Source organism: Gordonia aquimaris, assembly GCF_026262595.1.
Classification (GTDB): domain Bacteria; phylum Actinomycetota; class Actinomycetes; order Mycobacteriales; family Mycobacteriaceae; genus Gordonia; species Gordonia tangerina.
This window is the reverse complement of the sequence record NZ_JAPKFM010000008.1, coordinates 150,202-167,089: the sequence shown is the minus strand read 5'-3', so window position 1 is coordinate 167,089 and position 16,888 is coordinate 150,202. Positions and strand designations below refer to the sequence as shown.

Annotated in this window: 12 protein-coding genes; 5 read left to right on the top strand and 7 right to left on the bottom strand. The window is 65.3% G+C overall.

Annotated features, from left to right (window positions below; translation table 11 throughout):
• The first annotated feature begins 62 nt into the window (after nt 1-62).
• From iolD to OSB52_RS10335, 3 genes are all read left to right on the top strand, one after another.
• Nucleotides 63-2,084 (top strand): 3D-(3,5/4)-trihydroxycyclohexane-1,2-dione acylhydrolase (decyclizing), encoded by a 2,022-nt coding sequence (gene iolD / locus OSB52_RS10345; RefSeq protein WP_266061582.1) that lies wholly within the window; start codon nt 63-65, stop codon nt 2,082-2,084.
• Nucleotides 2,081-3,142 (top strand): Gfo/Idh/MocA family protein, encoded by a 1,062-nt coding sequence (locus OSB52_RS10340; RefSeq protein ID WP_266061570.1) that lies wholly within the window; start codon nt 2,081-2,083, stop codon nt 3,140-3,142. Before iolD ends, OSB52_RS10340 begins: the two co-directional genes overlap by 4 nt.
• Nucleotides 3,143-3,326: 184 nt before the next feature.
• Nucleotides 3,327-4,820 (top strand): CoA-acylating methylmalonate-semialdehyde dehydrogenase, encoded by a 1,494-nt coding sequence (locus OSB52_RS10335; protein WP_266061569.1) that lies wholly within the window; start codon nt 3,327-3,329, stop codon nt 4,818-4,820.
• 90 nt (nt 4,821-4,910) lie between these two features.
• Here the strand turns inward: OSB52_RS10335 and OSB52_RS10330 are convergent, their stop codons facing one another.
• Entirely contained in the window at nt 4,911-5,927 is a 1,017-nt protein-coding gene (locus tag OSB52_RS10330; RefSeq protein ID WP_266061568.1) for a Gfo/Idh/MocA family oxidoreductase, read from the bottom strand.
• A 187-nt stretch (nt 5,928-6,114) separates the two neighbouring features.
• Between OSB52_RS10330 and OSB52_RS10325 the strand changes: the two genes are divergently transcribed.
• Nucleotides 6,115-7,587, top strand: coding sequence for a sugar porter family MFS transporter (locus OSB52_RS10325; RefSeq protein WP_235725120.1), 1,473 nt, complete (start codon nt 6,115-6,117; stop codon nt 7,585-7,587).
• A gap of 219 nt (nt 7,588-7,806) precedes the next feature.
• On the opposite strand, the gene OSB52_RS10320 is transcribed toward OSB52_RS10325, so the two are convergent.
• Nucleotides 7,807-9,054: an HNH endonuclease gene (locus OSB52_RS10320; RefSeq protein WP_266061567.1), complete on the bottom strand. Its 1,248-nt coding sequence runs from the start codon at nt 9,052-9,054 to the stop codon at nt 7,807-7,809.
• A gap of 378 nt (nt 9,055-9,432) precedes the next feature.
• On the bottom strand, nt 9,433-10,335 hold the full coding sequence (locus OSB52_RS10315; protein ID WP_266061566.1) for a LysR family transcriptional regulator: 903 nt from the start codon (nt 10,333-10,335) through the stop codon (nt 9,433-9,435).
• Between the two features lie 91 nt (nt 10,336-10,426).
• Here OSB52_RS10315 and OSB52_RS10310 point away from each other — a divergent pair, with 91 nt between their 5' ends.
• Entirely contained in the window at nt 10,427-11,695 is a 1,269-nt protein-coding gene (locus OSB52_RS10310) for an MFS transporter (RefSeq protein WP_266061565.1), read from the top strand.
• 42 nt (nt 11,696-11,737) lie between these two features.
• Here the strand turns inward: OSB52_RS10310 and OSB52_RS10305 are convergent, their stop codons facing one another.
• The 4 genes from OSB52_RS10305 to OSB52_RS10290 form a co-directional block, all read right to left on the bottom strand.
• Nucleotides 11,738-12,937 carry a fatty acid desaturase family protein gene (locus OSB52_RS10305; RefSeq protein WP_235725039.1) on the bottom strand — a complete coding sequence of 400 codons (1,200 nt, stop codon included), beginning with the start codon at nt 12,935-12,937 and terminating at the stop codon, nt 11,738-11,740.
• 69 nt (nt 12,938-13,006) lie between these two features.
• Nucleotides 13,007-14,329, bottom strand: a complete 1,323-nt coding sequence (locus OSB52_RS10300) for a fatty acid desaturase family protein (RefSeq protein WP_235725038.1) — start codon at nt 14,327-14,329, stop codon at nt 13,007-13,009.
• A 155-nt stretch (nt 14,330-14,484) separates the two neighbouring features.
• On the bottom strand, nt 14,485-15,558 hold the full coding sequence (locus OSB52_RS10295; RefSeq protein ID WP_277615075.1) for a GNAT family N-acetyltransferase: 1,074 nt from the start codon (nt 15,556-15,558) through the stop codon (nt 14,485-14,487).
• A 131-nt stretch (nt 15,559-15,689) separates the two neighbouring features.
• On the bottom strand, nt 15,690-16,811 hold the full coding sequence (locus tag OSB52_RS10290; protein ID WP_287016820.1) for a ferredoxin reductase: 1,122 nt from the start codon (nt 16,809-16,811) through the stop codon (nt 15,690-15,692).
• Between the last annotated feature and the right edge of the window lie 77 nt (nt 16,812-16,888).

Genomic DNA, 16,888 nt, shown 5'->3' with positions numbered 1-16,888 from the left:
CGCTAGCCGAGGGCGTATCGAGATCACCACCCCAACCACCCACCGACCAGAAAGAAGCCATCGTGGCACCGATCAACTCCGGACGCGCCGGCGGCGTCACCGGCCTCCGCACCCCCCACGGTGAATCGACCGTCCGCCTCACCGTCGCCCAGGCGACCGTGCGATTCCTCGCCAACCAGTACGTCGAGCGCGACGGCGAGCGGAGCAAGTTCTTCGCCGGATGCTTCGGCATCTTCGGTCACGGCAATGTCGCCGGTCTCGGCCAGGCGTTGCTGCAGAACGAGATCGACGACGTGAACAGTGGTCGGGAGCTGTCCCTGAAGTATGTCCTCGGACGCAACGAGCAGGCGATGGTGCACTCCGCCGTCGGCTATGCCCGCATGAAGGACCGGCTGCAGGCGTGGGCGGTGACCGCATCCGTCGGTCCCGGAGCGACCAACATGCTGACCGGCGCGGCGCTGGCCACCATCAACCGGTTGCCGGTTCTGCTCTTGCCGGCCGACACCTTCGCCACCCGCGCCACCTCCCCGGTGCTGCAGGAACTCGAACTGCCCTCATCGGGTGACGTCACCGTCAACGACGCGTTCAAACCGGTCTCGCGCTACTTCGACCGGGTGTGGCGGCCCGAACAGTTGCCGGGTGCCCTGCTCGGCGCGATGCGCGTGCTCACCGATCCGGTGGAGACCGGCGCCGCCACCGTCGCGATCCCCCAGGACGTCCAGGCCGAGGCCTTCGAATTCCCGGAATCCCTGTTCGCCGAACGCACCTGGCACGTCGCCCGCCCGCTCCCGGAGCGCCACGTGATCGCCGAGGCCGCCGAGATCATCGCCTCGGCACAGCGTCCGCTCATCGTTGCCGGCGGTGGTGTCATCTACAGCCACGCCACCGACGCCTTGGCCCGCTTGTGTGAACGGACCGGCATTCCGGTGGGGCAGAGTCAGGCGGGCAAGGGCTCGCTGCCCTATGATCACCCACAGTCCGTCGGCGCCATCGGCTCGACCGGTACCACCGCTGCCAACGCGCTGGCCGCCGACGCCGATGTGGTGATCGGTATCGGCACCCGCTACAGCGATTTCACCACCGCATCGCGCACCGCGTTCACCGGCGACGGTGTGCGTTTCGTGAACATCAATGTGGCGTCCCTGGATTCGGTAAAGCACAGCGGCTACAGCGTGGTCGCCGATGCACGCGAATCCATCGAGGCCCTCGACGAGTTGCTCTCCGAGTACGCAGTCGACCCCACCTACCGGGAGCGGGTCACCGCACTCGCGCAGGAGTGGGACGACATCGTCGAGCAGGCCTACTCCCCAACCTCGGTCGGCACCAACGTCGCCACCGGCGACGAGGCGCTGACCCAGGGTGCGGTCATCGGGCTGGTGAACGAAACCTCCGATCCACGCGATGTCGTCGTCTGCGCGGCGGGCTCCATGCCCGGTGACCTGCACAAGCTCTGGCGAACCCGCGACGCGAAGGGTTACCACGTCGAATACGGCTACTCCTGCATGGGATACGAGGTGGCCGGCGGCCTCGGCGTCAAGATGGCCTGCCCCGACCGTGACGTGTTCGTCATGGTCGGCGACGGCTCTTACCTGATGATGGCCACCGAACTCGTCACGGCGGTCCAGGAGAATCTGAAGGTGATCGTGGTGCTGGTGCAGAACCACGGGTTCGCCTCGATCGGCTCCCTCTCGGAGTCGCTGGGTTCGCAACGGTTCGGCACCAACTACCGCTACCGCGGCGACAACGGGCGACTCGAGGGCGCGACCCTGCCAGTGGACCTCGCCGCCAACGCCGCCTCGCTCGGTGCCGATGTCATCCGGGCCACCACGGCCGCGGAGTTCACCGACGCCATCAAGGCCGCCAAGGCCGCCGAGCGCACCACCGTCATCCATGTGGAGACCGACCCGCTGATCGGCGCCCCGGACAGCCAATCCTGGTGGGACGTACCCGTGTCGGAGACCTCCACACTCGAGTCCACCCAGCAGGCCTACGACGTGTATGCGCAGTGGAAGGCCGTGCAGCGGCCATACCTGAACCCGACCGACCCGAACTCGACCGACCTGACCACGGGAGGAAATCAATGACCACCGACCTGCGCATCGCCGTCCTCGGCGTCGGCATGATGGGTGCCGACCACGTCGCCCGCATCACCGAGCGCACCAAGGGCGCCACCGTCACGGTGCTCAACGACTACCTTCCGGAAAAGGCCGAGGAACTGGCCGCCACCATCCCGGGCTGCCGAGCGATCAACGATCCGCTCGACGCCATCGCCGATCCGGACGTCGACGCGGTCATCCTCGCCACCCCCGGCCCGACCCACGAGAAGCAGCTGCTCGCCTGTCTCGAGGCCGGCAAGCCGGTGATGTGCGAGAAGCCGCTCACCACCGATGTCGCCACGTCCTTGGAGATCGTGAAGCGCGAAGCCGAGTTGGGCCGCAAGCTCATCCAGGTCGGTTTCATGCGCCGCTTCGATCACGAGTACGAACAGCTCAAGGGACTCATCGACGACGGCACCTTCGGGCAGCCGCTGCTCGCGCACTTCGTGCACCGCAATCCCGCGGTGCCGCCGAACTTCGACAGCGCGATGATCGTCAAGGACTCCCTCGTGCATGAGGTCGACGCGACACGGTTCTTCTTCGACGAGGAGATCACCTCGGTGCAGATCATCGCACCCGGTTCGAATCCGAACGCTCCCGAAGGCCTCAAGGATCCGCAGATCGCCATCTTCACCACCGAATCCGGCCGGCATGTCGACGTCGAGTGCTTCGTGACCACCGGTGTCGCCTATGAGGTACGCACCGAGTTGGTGGGCGAGCTGGGCTCGGCATTCATCGGCCTCGACCAAGGTCTGATCCGCAAGCAGCGCAACCCCGTTCAATCCGACACGGGCGACGGCCGCAAGATCGCGGGGATCTCGACCGGGGACATCACGCCGTCATTCGTCGAGCGATTCGGCGTCGCCTACGACGTCGAGATCCAGCGCTGGGTCAACGCGGTCCGCCGTGGCGACAACGTCGATGGCCCGGGCGCATGGGACGGGTACGCCGCCGCCGCGGTGTGCGCGGCCGGGGTCAAGGCACTCGAGACCGGGCAGCCCCAAACCGTCGAGATGGTTTCGCGCGCATCCATTCCCGGCGCCTAGGCGCAGTCGATCCACCCGTCCGAATCCTGCCGACACGCACCGAGCCGACACCAATCCGCTGGTCGAGTAGTTCCGAGCCGCTAGGCGAGGAGCGTATCGAGACCGAACCCGGCGACGTCTCGATACGCCCTCACCCTGTTCGCGGCTACTCGACCGGCGCACCCATCCATCCAGGAGAATCACCATGACCACCACCATCACCCACTGGGTCAACAACAAGGCCTACCCTGGCACGTCGAGCAACACGGCGCCGGTGACCAATCCCGCGACCGGCGCTGTCACCGGCGAAGTCGCGCTGGCCAACGTCGAGGACGCCCGCGCAGTCATCGACGCCGCCTCCGCTGCCTTCCCGGCCTGGCGTGACACCAGCCTGGCCAAGCGCACGGCCATCTTGTTCCGCTTCCGCGAACTGCTCGAGGCCCGCAAACCCGAACTGGCCGCGATCATCACCGCCGAACACGGCAAGGTCCTCTCCGACGCGCTCGGCGAGATCAGCCGCGGCCAGGAAGTCGCCGAGTTTGCCTGCGGTATACCGCATCTGCTCAAGGGCGGCTACACCGAGAACGCCTCGACCAAGGTCGACGTGCACTCGGTGCGCCAACCGCTGGGGCCTGTCGGCATCATCAGTCCGTTCAACTTCCCGGCGATGGTGCCGATGTGGTTCTTCCCGGTGGCCATCGCCGCCGGCAACACCGTGGTGCTCAAACCGTCGGAGAAGGACCCCACCGCCGCGATCTGGCTCGCCGAACTCTGGAAAGAGGCGGGTCTACCCGACGGCGTGTTCAACGTCCTGCAGGGCGACAAGACCGCGGTCGACGAACTGCTCACCAACAAGGCGATCAAGTCGATCAGCTTTGTCGGGTCCACCCCGATCGCCGAGTACGTCTACTCCACCGGCACCGCGGCCGGCAAGCGCGTGCAGGCTCTCGGCGGAGCCAAGAACCACGCCATCATCCTGCCCGACGCCGACCTCGATCTCGCGGCCGACGCCATGGTCAATGCCGGTTTCGGCTCCGCCGGTGAACGCTGCATGGCGATCTCGGTGGCCGTGGCCGTCGGCGACGTCGCCGATGACCTCGTCGACAAGATCGCCGAACGTGCCAAGACCATCAAGACCGGCGACGGCACCCGCAACTCCGACATGGGCCCGCTGGTCACGAAGGTTCACCGGGACAAGGTCGCCTCCTATGTCGACGCCGGCGAACAAGCCGGCGCCACCGTCGTCCTTGACGGCCGCACCGTAGATCCCGACGGTGCAGCCGACGGCTTCTGGTTGGGGCCGACCCTATTCGACAACGTCACCCCCGACATGAGCATCTACACCGACGAGATCTTCGGACCTGTTCTGTCGGTGGTGCGCGTCGACTCCTACGACGAGGCGTTGGAGTTGATCAACTCCAACCCGTACGGCAATGGCACCGCCATCTTCACCAACGATGGTGGCGCTGCCCGACGCTTCCAGAACGAGGTCGAGGTCGGCATGGTCGGCATCAACGTGCCCATCCCGGTCCCGATGGCCTACTACAGCTTCGGCGGGTGGAAGGCGTCGCTCTTCGGCGACACCCACGCCCACGGCACCGAAGGCGTCCACTTCTTCACCCGAGCCAAGGCCATCACCACCCGTTGGCTCGACCCGAGTCACGGCGGACTGAATCTCGGCTTCCCCCAGAATGCCTGAGGCACAGTACGACTGATACGGCCCGCAGCCGACGTTGCCGTGTGACTCACCCCCTCGTGAGTCACACGGCAACTGGGCGTTGACGACCTGTCAGAGTCGGACGGTGTCACCCGTTTCGGAGCTGCGGCGCGCGGCGTCGAGTACGTCGAGCACGGCAATCCCCTCCGACGCCGGTACCGGCTGCGGACCTCTGCCGTCAACGGCGGCGGCGAACTGCCGGTAGTACTCGTCGTAGCGACCCTGTGCCGACGGAATCGTCATCGACCCCTTTGCCGTCGACAGCACGCCGAGGCGATCCTGGCGTTCGTAGCCCCAGGAGTCCAGGTTGTCGGCCGGCCGCAGACCTTGCTTGATCTGATCGGTCTGCACATCTGTGCCGTCGCTGACGTAGCTCCCCGCAGACCCGTAGATACGCCACTGACGTGCCGCCACGTGATTGATCTTGCTGGCACTCACCGTCGAGTGAACACCGCTCAGATGGTTCAACGAGACCGCGAATCCGCAGTCGGTACGACCCTCGGGCTGATCCACGACATCCAGATGCCCGTACACCGTGGCCGCAGGACCGAACAACGTCAGCATCTGGTCGACGAGGTGCGCACCGAGGTCGCGAAGCAGTCCCCCACTCGGGCCGGCATCGAGACTTCCGGGTTCGTCGAGATCGAACCGCGACTCGCAGCGCCAGATATCCCCCAGGCTCGGTAGCACTTCGGCGACTGTCGCGATGTCGGTGTCCCAGCGGCGGTTATGGAAGACGCTGAGCAGGACGCCCGCCGACTCGGCTGCCGTCGCCAGTTCGCGCCCACTTGCGGCATTTGGCGCGAAGGGTTTGTCCGCGATGACGTGCACTCCTCGGGCCACCGCCTCGAGCACCAGATCGCGGCGGGTGTCCGGAGGCGTGGTGATGGTGACCGCGTCGACCCCGGAATCGAGCAAAGCCGAGAGCGAATCGAAGGTCGGGACACCCGGCAGATCCCCACTGACCTCGCGGCGCCGTTCGGGGCTGCGCGTGACCACACCTGCCAGTTCAATCTCGGGCACCGCCGCGATATATGGCGCGTGAAACAGTCGTCCACCCGCTCCGTAGCCCACCAATCCCAGCTTCATTCGACCCTCCATCATGTCCGGACAAATATCGGGGCTAACCGTATCTATCCTGCACCATGAGGATCAATACCTTCATCAACGGAAAACCTTTGACTGTTTGTTAGGACATAGTCGAGATATGGGTTACGATCGCTTGTGACCGCCATCACGAGCGCCGGTCGACTGTAACGCAATAGAGGAGCCCCCCATGTCCACCACCGACAGTTCGGACCTGGTCAACGAGCGAAAAGCCCTGCCACCGCTGGGCACCGGCGCCTTCCGCAGGCGCCTGCACGCAGTGGCACTGATCGCGACCCTCGGCGGTCTGCTGTTCGGCTACGACACCGGCGTCATCAATGGCGCACTCGAGCCGATGAAAGAAGATCTCGGACTCACCGCATTCACCGAGGGTGTGGTCACGAGCTCGTTGCTGTTCGCCGCGGCGTTCGGAGCCATGATCGGCGGCCGCCTCTCCGATGCATGGGGACGCCGTAAAGCCATTATGCTGCTCGCCGTTCTGTTCTTGATCGGCGCGTTGACCTGTGTCGTCGCCCCAGGCTTCGGGGTGATGGTATTCGGCCGTATCGTTTTGGGCTTGGCTGTCGGTGCGGCCTCAACGGTGGTGCCGGTCTACCTCGCCGAACTGGCACCCTACGAGATCCGCGGGTCACTTGCGGGCCGCAACGAGGTCATGATCGTCGTCGGCCAGCTCGCCGCTTTCGTCGTCAACGCGATCATCGGCAATATCTGGGGCGAGCACGACGGGGTCTGGCGCATCATGCTCGCGGTGGCCGCACTCCCCGCGATCTGCCTGATGGTCGGGATGATGCGGGTACCCGAGTCACCGCGATGGCTGATCGCCCAGGACCGCCGCGACGAGGCGCTGAAAGTTCTGTCGACCATCCGCACGCAACAGCGCGCACAGGCCGAGGTCGACATGATCAGCGAGATCCACGACATGGAGAAGGACCGTGTGCGCGGCAGCTGGTCCTCCATCCGGGACAGTCGCTGGGTGCGTCGCATCATCCTGGTCGGTATCGGATTGGGCGTGGCCCAACAGCTCACCGGCATCAACTCGATCATGTACTACGGCCAGTCGGTCCTGAAGGAAGCCGGGTTCGAGTCGAACGCGGCACTCATCGCCAACATCGCGCCCGGTGTCATCGCCGTGGCCGGTTCGATCACGGCACTCTGGCTGGCCCAGCACATGAACCGCCGGACCACATTGATCATCGGCTACAGCCTCACCACCGTCTGTCATTTCCTCATCGGTATCGCGTCGATCATGTTGCCCGTCGGTAACCCGTTGCGGCCCTATGTGATCCTGATTCTGGTTGTGCTGTTCGTGGGTTCGATGCAGACATTTCTGAATGTCGCCACTTGGGTCCTGCTGTCGGAGATCTTCCCGTTGCAGATCCGCGGTTTGGCCATCGGCATCTCGGTATTCTGCCTCTGGATGGCCAACGCCTTCCTGGGGTTGTTCTTCCCCACGCTGGTCGAAGCCATCGGCATCACCGGAACGTTCTTCATGTTCGGCGTCGTCGGCATTTTCGCGATCATCTTCGTCTACACCCAGGCTCCCGAAACCCGCGGGCGCACATTGGAAGAGGTGGAAGATGACGTGACCACCGGCGCAATCTACACCCACCACCTCCGGGCCAAGTCCGCTCCGCACAGCTGAGCCGGGCGAGCGTAGACCGCCGACGGGATGCCGGCTTGCGGTGTCGCGTATCGCGCACCACGAGGGTTGTTGTGCAACCGATGTGGCCGTCGGGTACGCGACACCGTTGCGGTGCCGTTGGTTGACTCTATGGAGTTTTCAAGGGACGGTTGCGGTCCCGACCGGGGTCGGGTGCGTGGGAAGACGTGGCTGCGTGACCTACTCGCCGGTCAGCGTGGCTCAGGCTGCGGCGGGTAGGTTGTCGAGGTTGAGGGTGCGTCGGTTGTAGGCCGGTATCGGCCGACGTGTGGGGTCGACAGCGGCGGGTGGGATGAGCCAGGGATGTCGGTCGTGACCCATGATCACTTCCCACCCGTTGTGGTGGATGTCGGCATGACACGACGGGCACAGCAGACAGCCGTTGTCCAACACCGTGATTCCACCATCAGCCCAATGCACGAGGTGATGGCCTTGGCAGCGGGTGGCCGCCACGCCGCATTTGATGCAGCACTCGTCGCGTTTGTGCAACGCTTTACGGAGATGGGCTGGGAACAGGCGTTTGTCTTTACTCATCTCCATCGGCACCGCCTCACCGTCGACGATCGCGACGGTCGCGGTGGTGTCACAGGTCAGGGTGCGCAGCATGGCTTCGGTGATCGACCCCAGGAACGGTAGTTCGGCCAGGTCAGGGGTATCGGCGGGCACCGACACCAGCAGTTGGTGACGGGGTGCGGAGGCCGCATCACCACTGCGGGCAGCGATATCCAGCAACGCTTCGAGGGCGTCGGCATGCCGGCGCTCGGTGGAACGCGCATCCGGTGAACCGTCGGGTTCAGGGCGGGGTGCCGCCAACTCTTCCATTGCGGCCGAGAATTTTTCGCCGACTTCGGTGTTGAGGTCGGCGCGCACCTGCAGGCGTCCGTCACCGTCGACATCGTGGACGAGCGTGTTGAGGTTGCGGTCCTCGGATGCCGGTAACCCACCGGTGTCGGCGGCGGCCTGGTTGCCCAGACGACGCGCACGTTTACCGATGTCGGCGGGGGTGGCGCCGGAAAAGAAGTGCGCGAGAAGTTCGGTCACGATGTTTAGACGCGCCACATCGTCGATCGGTTCCGCCGATCTTTTCCCGACATGATCGACCCCTTTGCCCACCGCGTCCACATGTTCGGCAGAGATCGCCCCATCGGCGGCATGCGCGGCCAGAGTGGGTAGCTGCGCACGGGCAGTGGCGATACGGATCAGACGGGAGGCGACCGCCGGCGCGAGCCCCATCACGATCAACAGTTCACTGAGTTTGCGGCCGTGGTCGCGGGCCACACCGAGGCGATCGAGATGGCCGACCACCGTCGCGGCGTGATGGTCGATCAGATTACGCAACGTGACCAGAGCGGTCATCGCATCGAACGCTGCACGCCCCGACATATCGTCGCCCAAGTGCAGGTCACGAACAGAATCAGTGATGGTGGTGAGATCCCCCGAAGCTCCCATGACTCCACTATGGTCGAACACCAGTTCGATGTCAAGGAGTTTCTTAAAGATAGTGCAGAAGATTTTTCGAAGGATGCGCGGTGGGTGTTATAGGTGTTGCGGCGCTTCTGGTTTCGATACGCGGCGGGCTCGCAGGCTCGCACGCCGCTACTCAACCAGCGACGGGGGGCGGCGGTGCATGGGCAGCACGCCGCTACTCAACCAGCGAGGGGGGCGGCGGTGCATGGGCGGCACGCCGCTACTCAACCAACGACGGGGGCGGCCGTGCATGGGCAGCACGCCGCTACTCAACCAGGTAGGCGGGGAGCTGGGAAACACGCCCGGCGTCTTCCGAATTGGGGTAAGCGAAACCTGATCCGGACCCCGCTCTCGACGCGTTCACGGCGGCATTTGCGTGATGCTCCGGAGCGGGCGTGCCAACTCCAGCACGGTTTCCAACACCGACCGCGCTGCCTGCGACGGCACCCGAGTCGACGAGTGCGCGATGGCGATGTCCCACATCAGCGCGGTGTCCGAACACGGCAATATCCCCGCACCGGACTGCATCCGGGCCACACTCAACGGAACGAGCGTCACGCCGAACCCCTTGACGGCCAGACTCATTCCGAAGAACTGATCGGCCACCTCGATCACGGTCCGGCGGTTCGGGATCTCCCGATCGACGACGGCCCGAGTCCCCCATCCCGGCGGGTAGTCGATCATCCGTTCCTCGGCGAGATCGGCAGTGGTGAATGATCCTCGTTGCGCCAACCGATGATCGCCTGCACACACCAAGACCAACGGCTCCTGCGCCAGCCTGTGCACGGCCAACCCCGGAAGCCGATCGGGATACGAACCCAGAAAGGCCAGATCCAGGGTGCCGGCGCGTACGCCGACGATGTTGCCCGCGGTGCCGCGCGGGTTCTGCCGCATCGCGATGGTGATTCCGGGATGGCGACGGTGGATCTCGGCGAACGCCTCGGCCAAGTCGATCGCGACGACGTTGACGAGTGCACCCACGGCCACCTCACCGCGGATGTCACCACGCACACCGTCGACCGCGTCGAAGACATCAGCGCGTGCCCGCAATGCCGCGCGTGCCGGACCGACCACCGCCCGGCCCGTCTCGGTGAGCACCAGCACCGTCGGGGTCCGGTCGAAAAGCCGATCCCCCACCTCTCGCTCCAACTTCGCCACTCCGGTCGACACCGCCGACTGCACGACGTTGAGCGATCGGGCGGCCGCGGTGAACGTGCCCTGGTCGACGCACGCGAGGAAGTACTCCAGATGTCTCAGTTCCACTGATGAACCCTCCCGCGTCCATCTCGATTTGCGATGTATACATCAGAATCTATCGCTTTTCATGAGACCGGTGCCGCACGATGATGAAAACATGTCCGCGACCGCCACCACACCTGCAACCACTACGCGATTGAGCCGAATCGTGGTGTTCCTGTTCGCGGTTACCGCCGGGTCATCGGCCGGGTGTCTCTATTACCTGCAGCCACTGCTGCATGAGATCAGCATCGACCTGTCCGTCTCGACGGCCACCGCAGGCCTGGTCGTGGCCATCACCCAGATCGGTTACCTGATCGGTCTCGCCCTGGTGGTGCCGTTGGGTGACTTCGTCAATCGACGGCGATTGGTGACGGGTCTGCTCGCGGTCTCATCTCTGGCTCTCGTAGGTGCCGGCCTGATGCCCGGGTACGCGGGCCTGTTGGTGATGGTCTTCGTTGTCGGGGTGTCGGCGTCAGCGGCGCAGGTCGTGGTGCCGTGGGCGGCCGCCATCGCCGGACCGGGAGAACGTGGCACGGTCGTCGGTCACGTGATGAGTGGCCTGCTCATCGGCATCCTGCTGTCCCGCGTACTGAGCGGCATCGTCGCCGAGGTCGGCGGATGGCGAGCAATCCTGTTCGTCGCCGCGGCATTGCAGCTGACGATGGCCGCCGCGGTCGGATTCCGTGCACCGACTGGGCCCGCCGAGGCGACGGATACCTCGGCGCACTATCTGCAGGTGCTGCGCTCGATTCTCACCCTGGTGCGGCAGCAGGAAGTGCTTCGGCACCGAATGTTGCTGGGCGGTTTGAACATGGCCGCTTTCAGCGCCATGTGGACGGCCATCGCGTTCCTGCTCGCCGGCGGCGGCGCGTCGGGTTACAACTACTCGGAGGCCGTTATCGGACTGTTCGGTCTCGCCGGCGTCGCAGGTGCACTGGCCGCGCCGGTGGTGGGCACGATCGCCGATCGCGGCTACCTCCGGCACACGCAGTACGCCGTCTGGGCCGTGCAGATCCTGAGTTGGCTGCTGCTGTGGGCAGGTGGCCACAACGTGATCGTCCTCGTAATCGCGCTACTGGTGTTCGATTTCGGCGTACAAGGGGTGCAGTTGGCCAATCAGACAGGGGTGTACTCGCTCGACGACACTGCCCGGTCGCGGCTGACGACCGCCTACATGGTGTCCTACTTTGCCGGCGGCGTGATCGGGTCGTCGGTGGGTGCATGGGCCTATCAGGTCGGCGGATGGTCGCTGGTGTGCGAGCTCGGGATCGGCTCTGCGATCATCGGTTTCGTCGCCTGGACGGTGTTCGCGCGGTCCGAGCGCAACCACCCGGTGCAAGGGGTGTCGGCGCATGCGCGGCTGCGGGGGTTGGCCTGCCGCTGATCGAGTAGCCACCGAGCCGCTAGGCGAGGAGGCGTATCGAGATCACCTACGCGACAGCTTGTTGCGCTTCAAATCAGCGATGGCGGACTTGAGCCCCCGGGTACGCGCCATACCGGCGAAGCGACGTTCGGACGCGGTTTCGGGGGCGTCGTCGGCGGTGTCGCGCAGGAATCGGTCGGGCAGCGCCAGTTTGTTGATCGTGCGCAACGTCTTCATGTACTGCACGAACAGCGACCCGGTGGTGTACGGCAGGTCGTACTTGTCGCACAAGGCACGCACGCGTTCGGCGATCTCGGCATAGCGGTTGCTGGGCAGGTCCGGATAGAGATGGTGCTCGATCTGGTAGCACAGGTTGCCGCTCATGAATGCCATCGCCGGTCCGGCGTTGAAGTTGGCGGTGCCGAGCATCTGCCGCAGGTACCACTGCCCCGGCGTCTCGTCGTCGAGCGATTCGGTGGTGAATTTCTCTGCGCCGTCCGGGAAATGGCCACAAAAGATCACCACATACGCCCACAGGTTGCGAATGACGTTCGCGCTGAGATTCGCGGTTAGCGTGTGCCGCGCATTCGGTCCGGTGAGTACCGGGAACAGGACATAGTCCTTGGCGACTTGCCGACCGATCTTCCGTAGGAACAACGTGATCTGCGGGATCGCCTCCTCCTTGGACTTCTTTCCCGCGATGACGTCCTTGAGCGCCAGATCGTGCAGCCCGATACCCCACTCGAAACTCAGCGCCAGCAACACGTTGAACAGCGGCTGGAAGGCGCGGCGCGGTTCCCAGGGCTCGTCCCGGGTGACCCGCAGGATCTTGTAGCCCACGTCGTCGTCCATGCCGACAACGTTGGTGTACTTGTGATGGATGTAGTTGTGCGAGTGCTTCCAGTGCGGGGACGCGCACACCATGTCCCACTCCCACGTGGCGGAGTGGACCTCGGGATCGTTCATCCAATCCCATTGCCCGTGCATCACATTGTGCCCGAGCTCCATGTTCTCGATGATCTTCGACAGGGCCAGCGACCCGGTGCCCAGCCACCACAGCGAACGCTTGTGGCTGCCGAACAATGCGACTCGCCCCACCACTTCGAGTGCTCGGTGCGCGACAATGGTGCGCCGCAGATAGCGGACATCGCGAAGCCCCCGATCGGCTTCGATCTCGCGTCGAAGCGCATCGAGTTCTGCGCCGAGCGCCTCGACGTCCGCGTCGGTCAGATGGGCATACTCATTGATGTCGGTGATGGCCATTGGTCCCCATTATGCCTGCGCAGCCGCGCCGGCCGCACGCCCGACCCCACGCGGTCGGGCGCGTTGGGTTCACGCTGCCCGGCGTTGCGGGGTCGACGTCGCAACGCTCGACACCGAACGGTCGCGCCGCCGACCACGCTTGCGCAGTGCAGCGATGGCGGTGCGTAAACCGCTGCGACGTCCACTGACCGGATCAACCGTGCCCTGCAGGCGTGCACCATCGGCCAACTCTGCCTTGAAACGCCACTCGGACGCCGTCTCCGGCGCGTCATCGACGGTTGCCGACAGATACTTGTTCGGCAACGACAGCTTGGCGATCGTCCGCCACGCCTTCGCGTACTGCACGGGAAGTGAACCGGTGGTGTAGGGCAGATCGTATTTCGCACAGAGCGCCTGCACGCGCACCGAGATCTCCGGCAGTCGGTTGCTCGGCAGGTCGGGGAAGACGTGGTGTTCGATCTGGTAGGAGAGGTTGCCACTCATGAAGCCGAGCACCGGACCGGAGCGAAAGTTGGCGCTGCCCAACATCTGCCGCAGATACCACTCCGCCTGGGTTTCGCTGTCGACGTCCTGCTTGGTGAACTTCTCCGCACCATCGGGGAAATGGCCGCAGAAAATGACCGCGTTGGTCCAGACATTGCGGATCACGTTGGCCAGGGCATTCGCCGACGCCGCCTTGCCGAAGGCACGGGCGTAGCCGGTGCGATGTCCCGTCGCCGCGCTCACCATCGCCGGATACACGGCGTAGTCCTTGGCGATCTGCTTGCCGACCTTCTTGCCGACATCGGCGAGGTCGCGCTGGAATTGCTCCTTGGCCTCGGGCGTCCGACGCTTCTTGCCCAGCTCGAGATGCTGCACGGCGACGCCCCACTCGAACAGCAGCGCGAGGATCGTGTTGTATGCGAGGTTGCCCAGGTAGAAGGGTCGCCACCGCTGATCGCGGGTGACGCGGAGCAGGCCGTACCCCACATCGTCGTCCATCCCGAGCACATTCGTGTACTTGTGATGGATGTAGTTGTGGGTGTGCTTCCAGTGCGCGGACGGGTCGGTGTTGTCCCACTCCCAGGTGGTCGAATGCACCTCCGGGTCGTTCATCCAGTCCCACTGACCGTGCATCACATTGTGGCCGAGTTCCATGTTCTCGACGATCTTCGCGACGCCGAGCGCACCTGCGCCCGCCCACCACATCGACCGCTTGGTGGAGCCGAAGATCAACGCGCGACCGGCGAGCTCCATGCCGCGTTGGAAGCGGATCGTGTTCCGGATGTAGCGCGCATCGCGCTCGCCGCGATCGGCCTCGATGTCGGCGCGGATGGCGTCGAGTTCACGGCCGAGCGCTGCGACGTCGGCGTCGGTCAGATGGGCGTACTCGGGAATGTCGCTGATCGCCATGAGCCCTCCCGGGTGTAGTCGAAGACCTGTGTGGTTCGGCCGGAGCACCGACCTACCATTCCGTAACCTACGCAAGCGTAGGTTAGCCGGAGCCGACGTGTCCACCCCTTGCCGATGTCAGGGCTCGATTGTGACCGAGCGCACTCTGTGCGCGGTCAGGCGTCGTCGCGCAGCAGTTCGTAGCCGACGAGATCCTCGAGGCGCCCCGCGGAGCTGGCGGCGAGCGGTTGGGTGCCGAACTCGCGCAATCCGGCCCGCCGCGCCAACGCTTTACTGCCCTCATTGGAATCGGCGGCGAACATCGTCATCCGGCGAATGTCGAGGACATCGAAGCAATGGCGGACGGCCGCCGGAAACGTCTCGCCGAGGACTCCGCTGCCGCGGGCATCCGGATGGGTGTAGAAGCCGATCTCCGCCCCGGTGACAGGGCTGATCTCGAATATCGAGATGTCGCCCAGATAGTTGTCGGTCTCGAGGTCGGCAACCGCCCAGGTACAGGTCTCCCCGCGTGCGGCGGTCCACCACTTGCGGGTGCGCTCCGCGGCGGCATGCTCGATCAGCAGCGGGTCGGGGCGCCCGAACAGGTACTTGCGCGAGACCGGGTCATCGAGGGTCTGTCGAATCCGCTCGTCATCGGCCTCGGCGAGTGGACGTAATCGGAACCGATCGGTTTCAAAAGTGGTTGCGCGCCAAGTTGATTTGGGCGCGAAGTCGTCGCCGGCACGCCACTTCGCACACCACGCGTCGACCACTTTGCTGTTCATCTCAAGCCAATCCGGGATCTTGGCGGTGAGTGTGAAACCGCAGCTGTGCGCCGTCCGGAGACTCGCGAGGTTCCCTTCCTCGGCCTGCCACCGCACCACCTCGATATCCCGGTGGGCGACGGCGTACTCGATCGCGAGGATGATCGCTCGACGGGCCAGCCCCCGACCGCGCGCATCCGGATGCAGGACGAAACCGATCTCGACGATGCGACCGGAACCGGTCAGATCGACACTGCCGATGAATCGCCCCTCATACTCGATCGCCCAGGTCATCGCGTCCCCGGACTGCCATCCGGCCCGCGCCCCGGCAATATAGCGCTCGGCATCGGTGCGGCCGTAGGGCGAGGGCATCCTGGCCCACCGCATCGTCAGCGGGTCCGTCGCGTACTCCACGACCCGCTCCGCATCCGCGGACGAATGGGCCCGCAGCGTGACGACGTCGTCGGACAGGACCAGCACTTCCATGGTCTGGGTCAGCTCAGCGCGCACGCGGATCTCCTCCGTGGTCGACTACTGCCGTCCTGACGAGCCTAACGCCATCCGGGCGCGACGCCGAGTCGAAACCGAACTCGCCCGCAGGTCCGAACCGGCGCGTCTCACACGTCGAGCGTGCAGTCCCCGGCCGCGACGCTGACGCAGGTCTGGATCCGCTCACCTTCCACGTGTTCGACTCCGGACCGCAAGTCGCGGACACACCCTTGATCCAGCATGACCACGCAGCTTTGGCAGATCCCCATCCGGCAACCGAAAGGCATCAGCACCCCCGCCGATTCACCCGCCTCGAGCAGCGTCGTCGCGCCGTCGGCCTGCGCGACCGTACCCGACCGACCGAAGGTGACGTTTCCGCCCCGCGCACCGACCGCGCCGCGTTCAAGCGCGAACCGCTCGATATGCAGTGCGTCATCGACGCCGGCATCGGCGAACATGGCCTGCACCGAGTCCAGGAACCCGGCCGGGCCGCACGCCCACGTCTGCCGCTCGCGCCAATCGGGCACCACCGTGGCCCATCGATCTCCGGTGAGTTGCCCGACGCTCCGCGTGTACTGCACATGCAGATCGATCAGGCCGTCGGCGGCGAGCCCGGCGAGTTCATCGGCGAACAGCAGATCGTCTTCGTGGGGCACCGAATGCACCAAGCAGATGTCGGCGCGCTGCCCGCGATGTCGGATGGTGCGCAGCATCGACATGATCGGGGTGATCCCGCTTCCGGCAGTGGCGAACAGGATCTTCGACGGCAACGGCTCGGGCAGCACGAACTCGCCACGGGGCGCCGCGAGTCGGACGACGGTACCCGGACGCAGACCGGTCACCAGGTGCGAGGACAGGAATCCCTCGGGCATGGCCTTGACCGTGATGGCGATGATCCGATCATCGCGACCGCCCGCGGTGACCGGGACCGATGTCAACGAGTAGGAGCGCCACGTCCAGCGCCCCTCCATGCCGACGCCGATGCCCACGTACTGTCCCGGCTGATAGTCGAAGGAGAACCCCCACCCCGGCCGGATGCGGATGGTGGCCGAATCCTCGGTCTCGGCGGTCACGGAGACGACCTTGCCGCGCAGTTCCCGAGCCGACCAGAGCGGATTCGCCAGATGCAGATAATCGTCGGGCAGCAGTGGCGTGGTGATCCTGGCGACCGCGGCGCGCGCCCACTGCGCAGCCCGGCTGCGTGCGGCGACCCCCGCCACCGGCTCTTCGAAACGCTCGCGCCAGCCCACCTGCGCACCACCTCACCCGTGACCGACGATCACGCTCGACACCCGACAACCTACGGTTCCGTAGGTTACGCGACCGT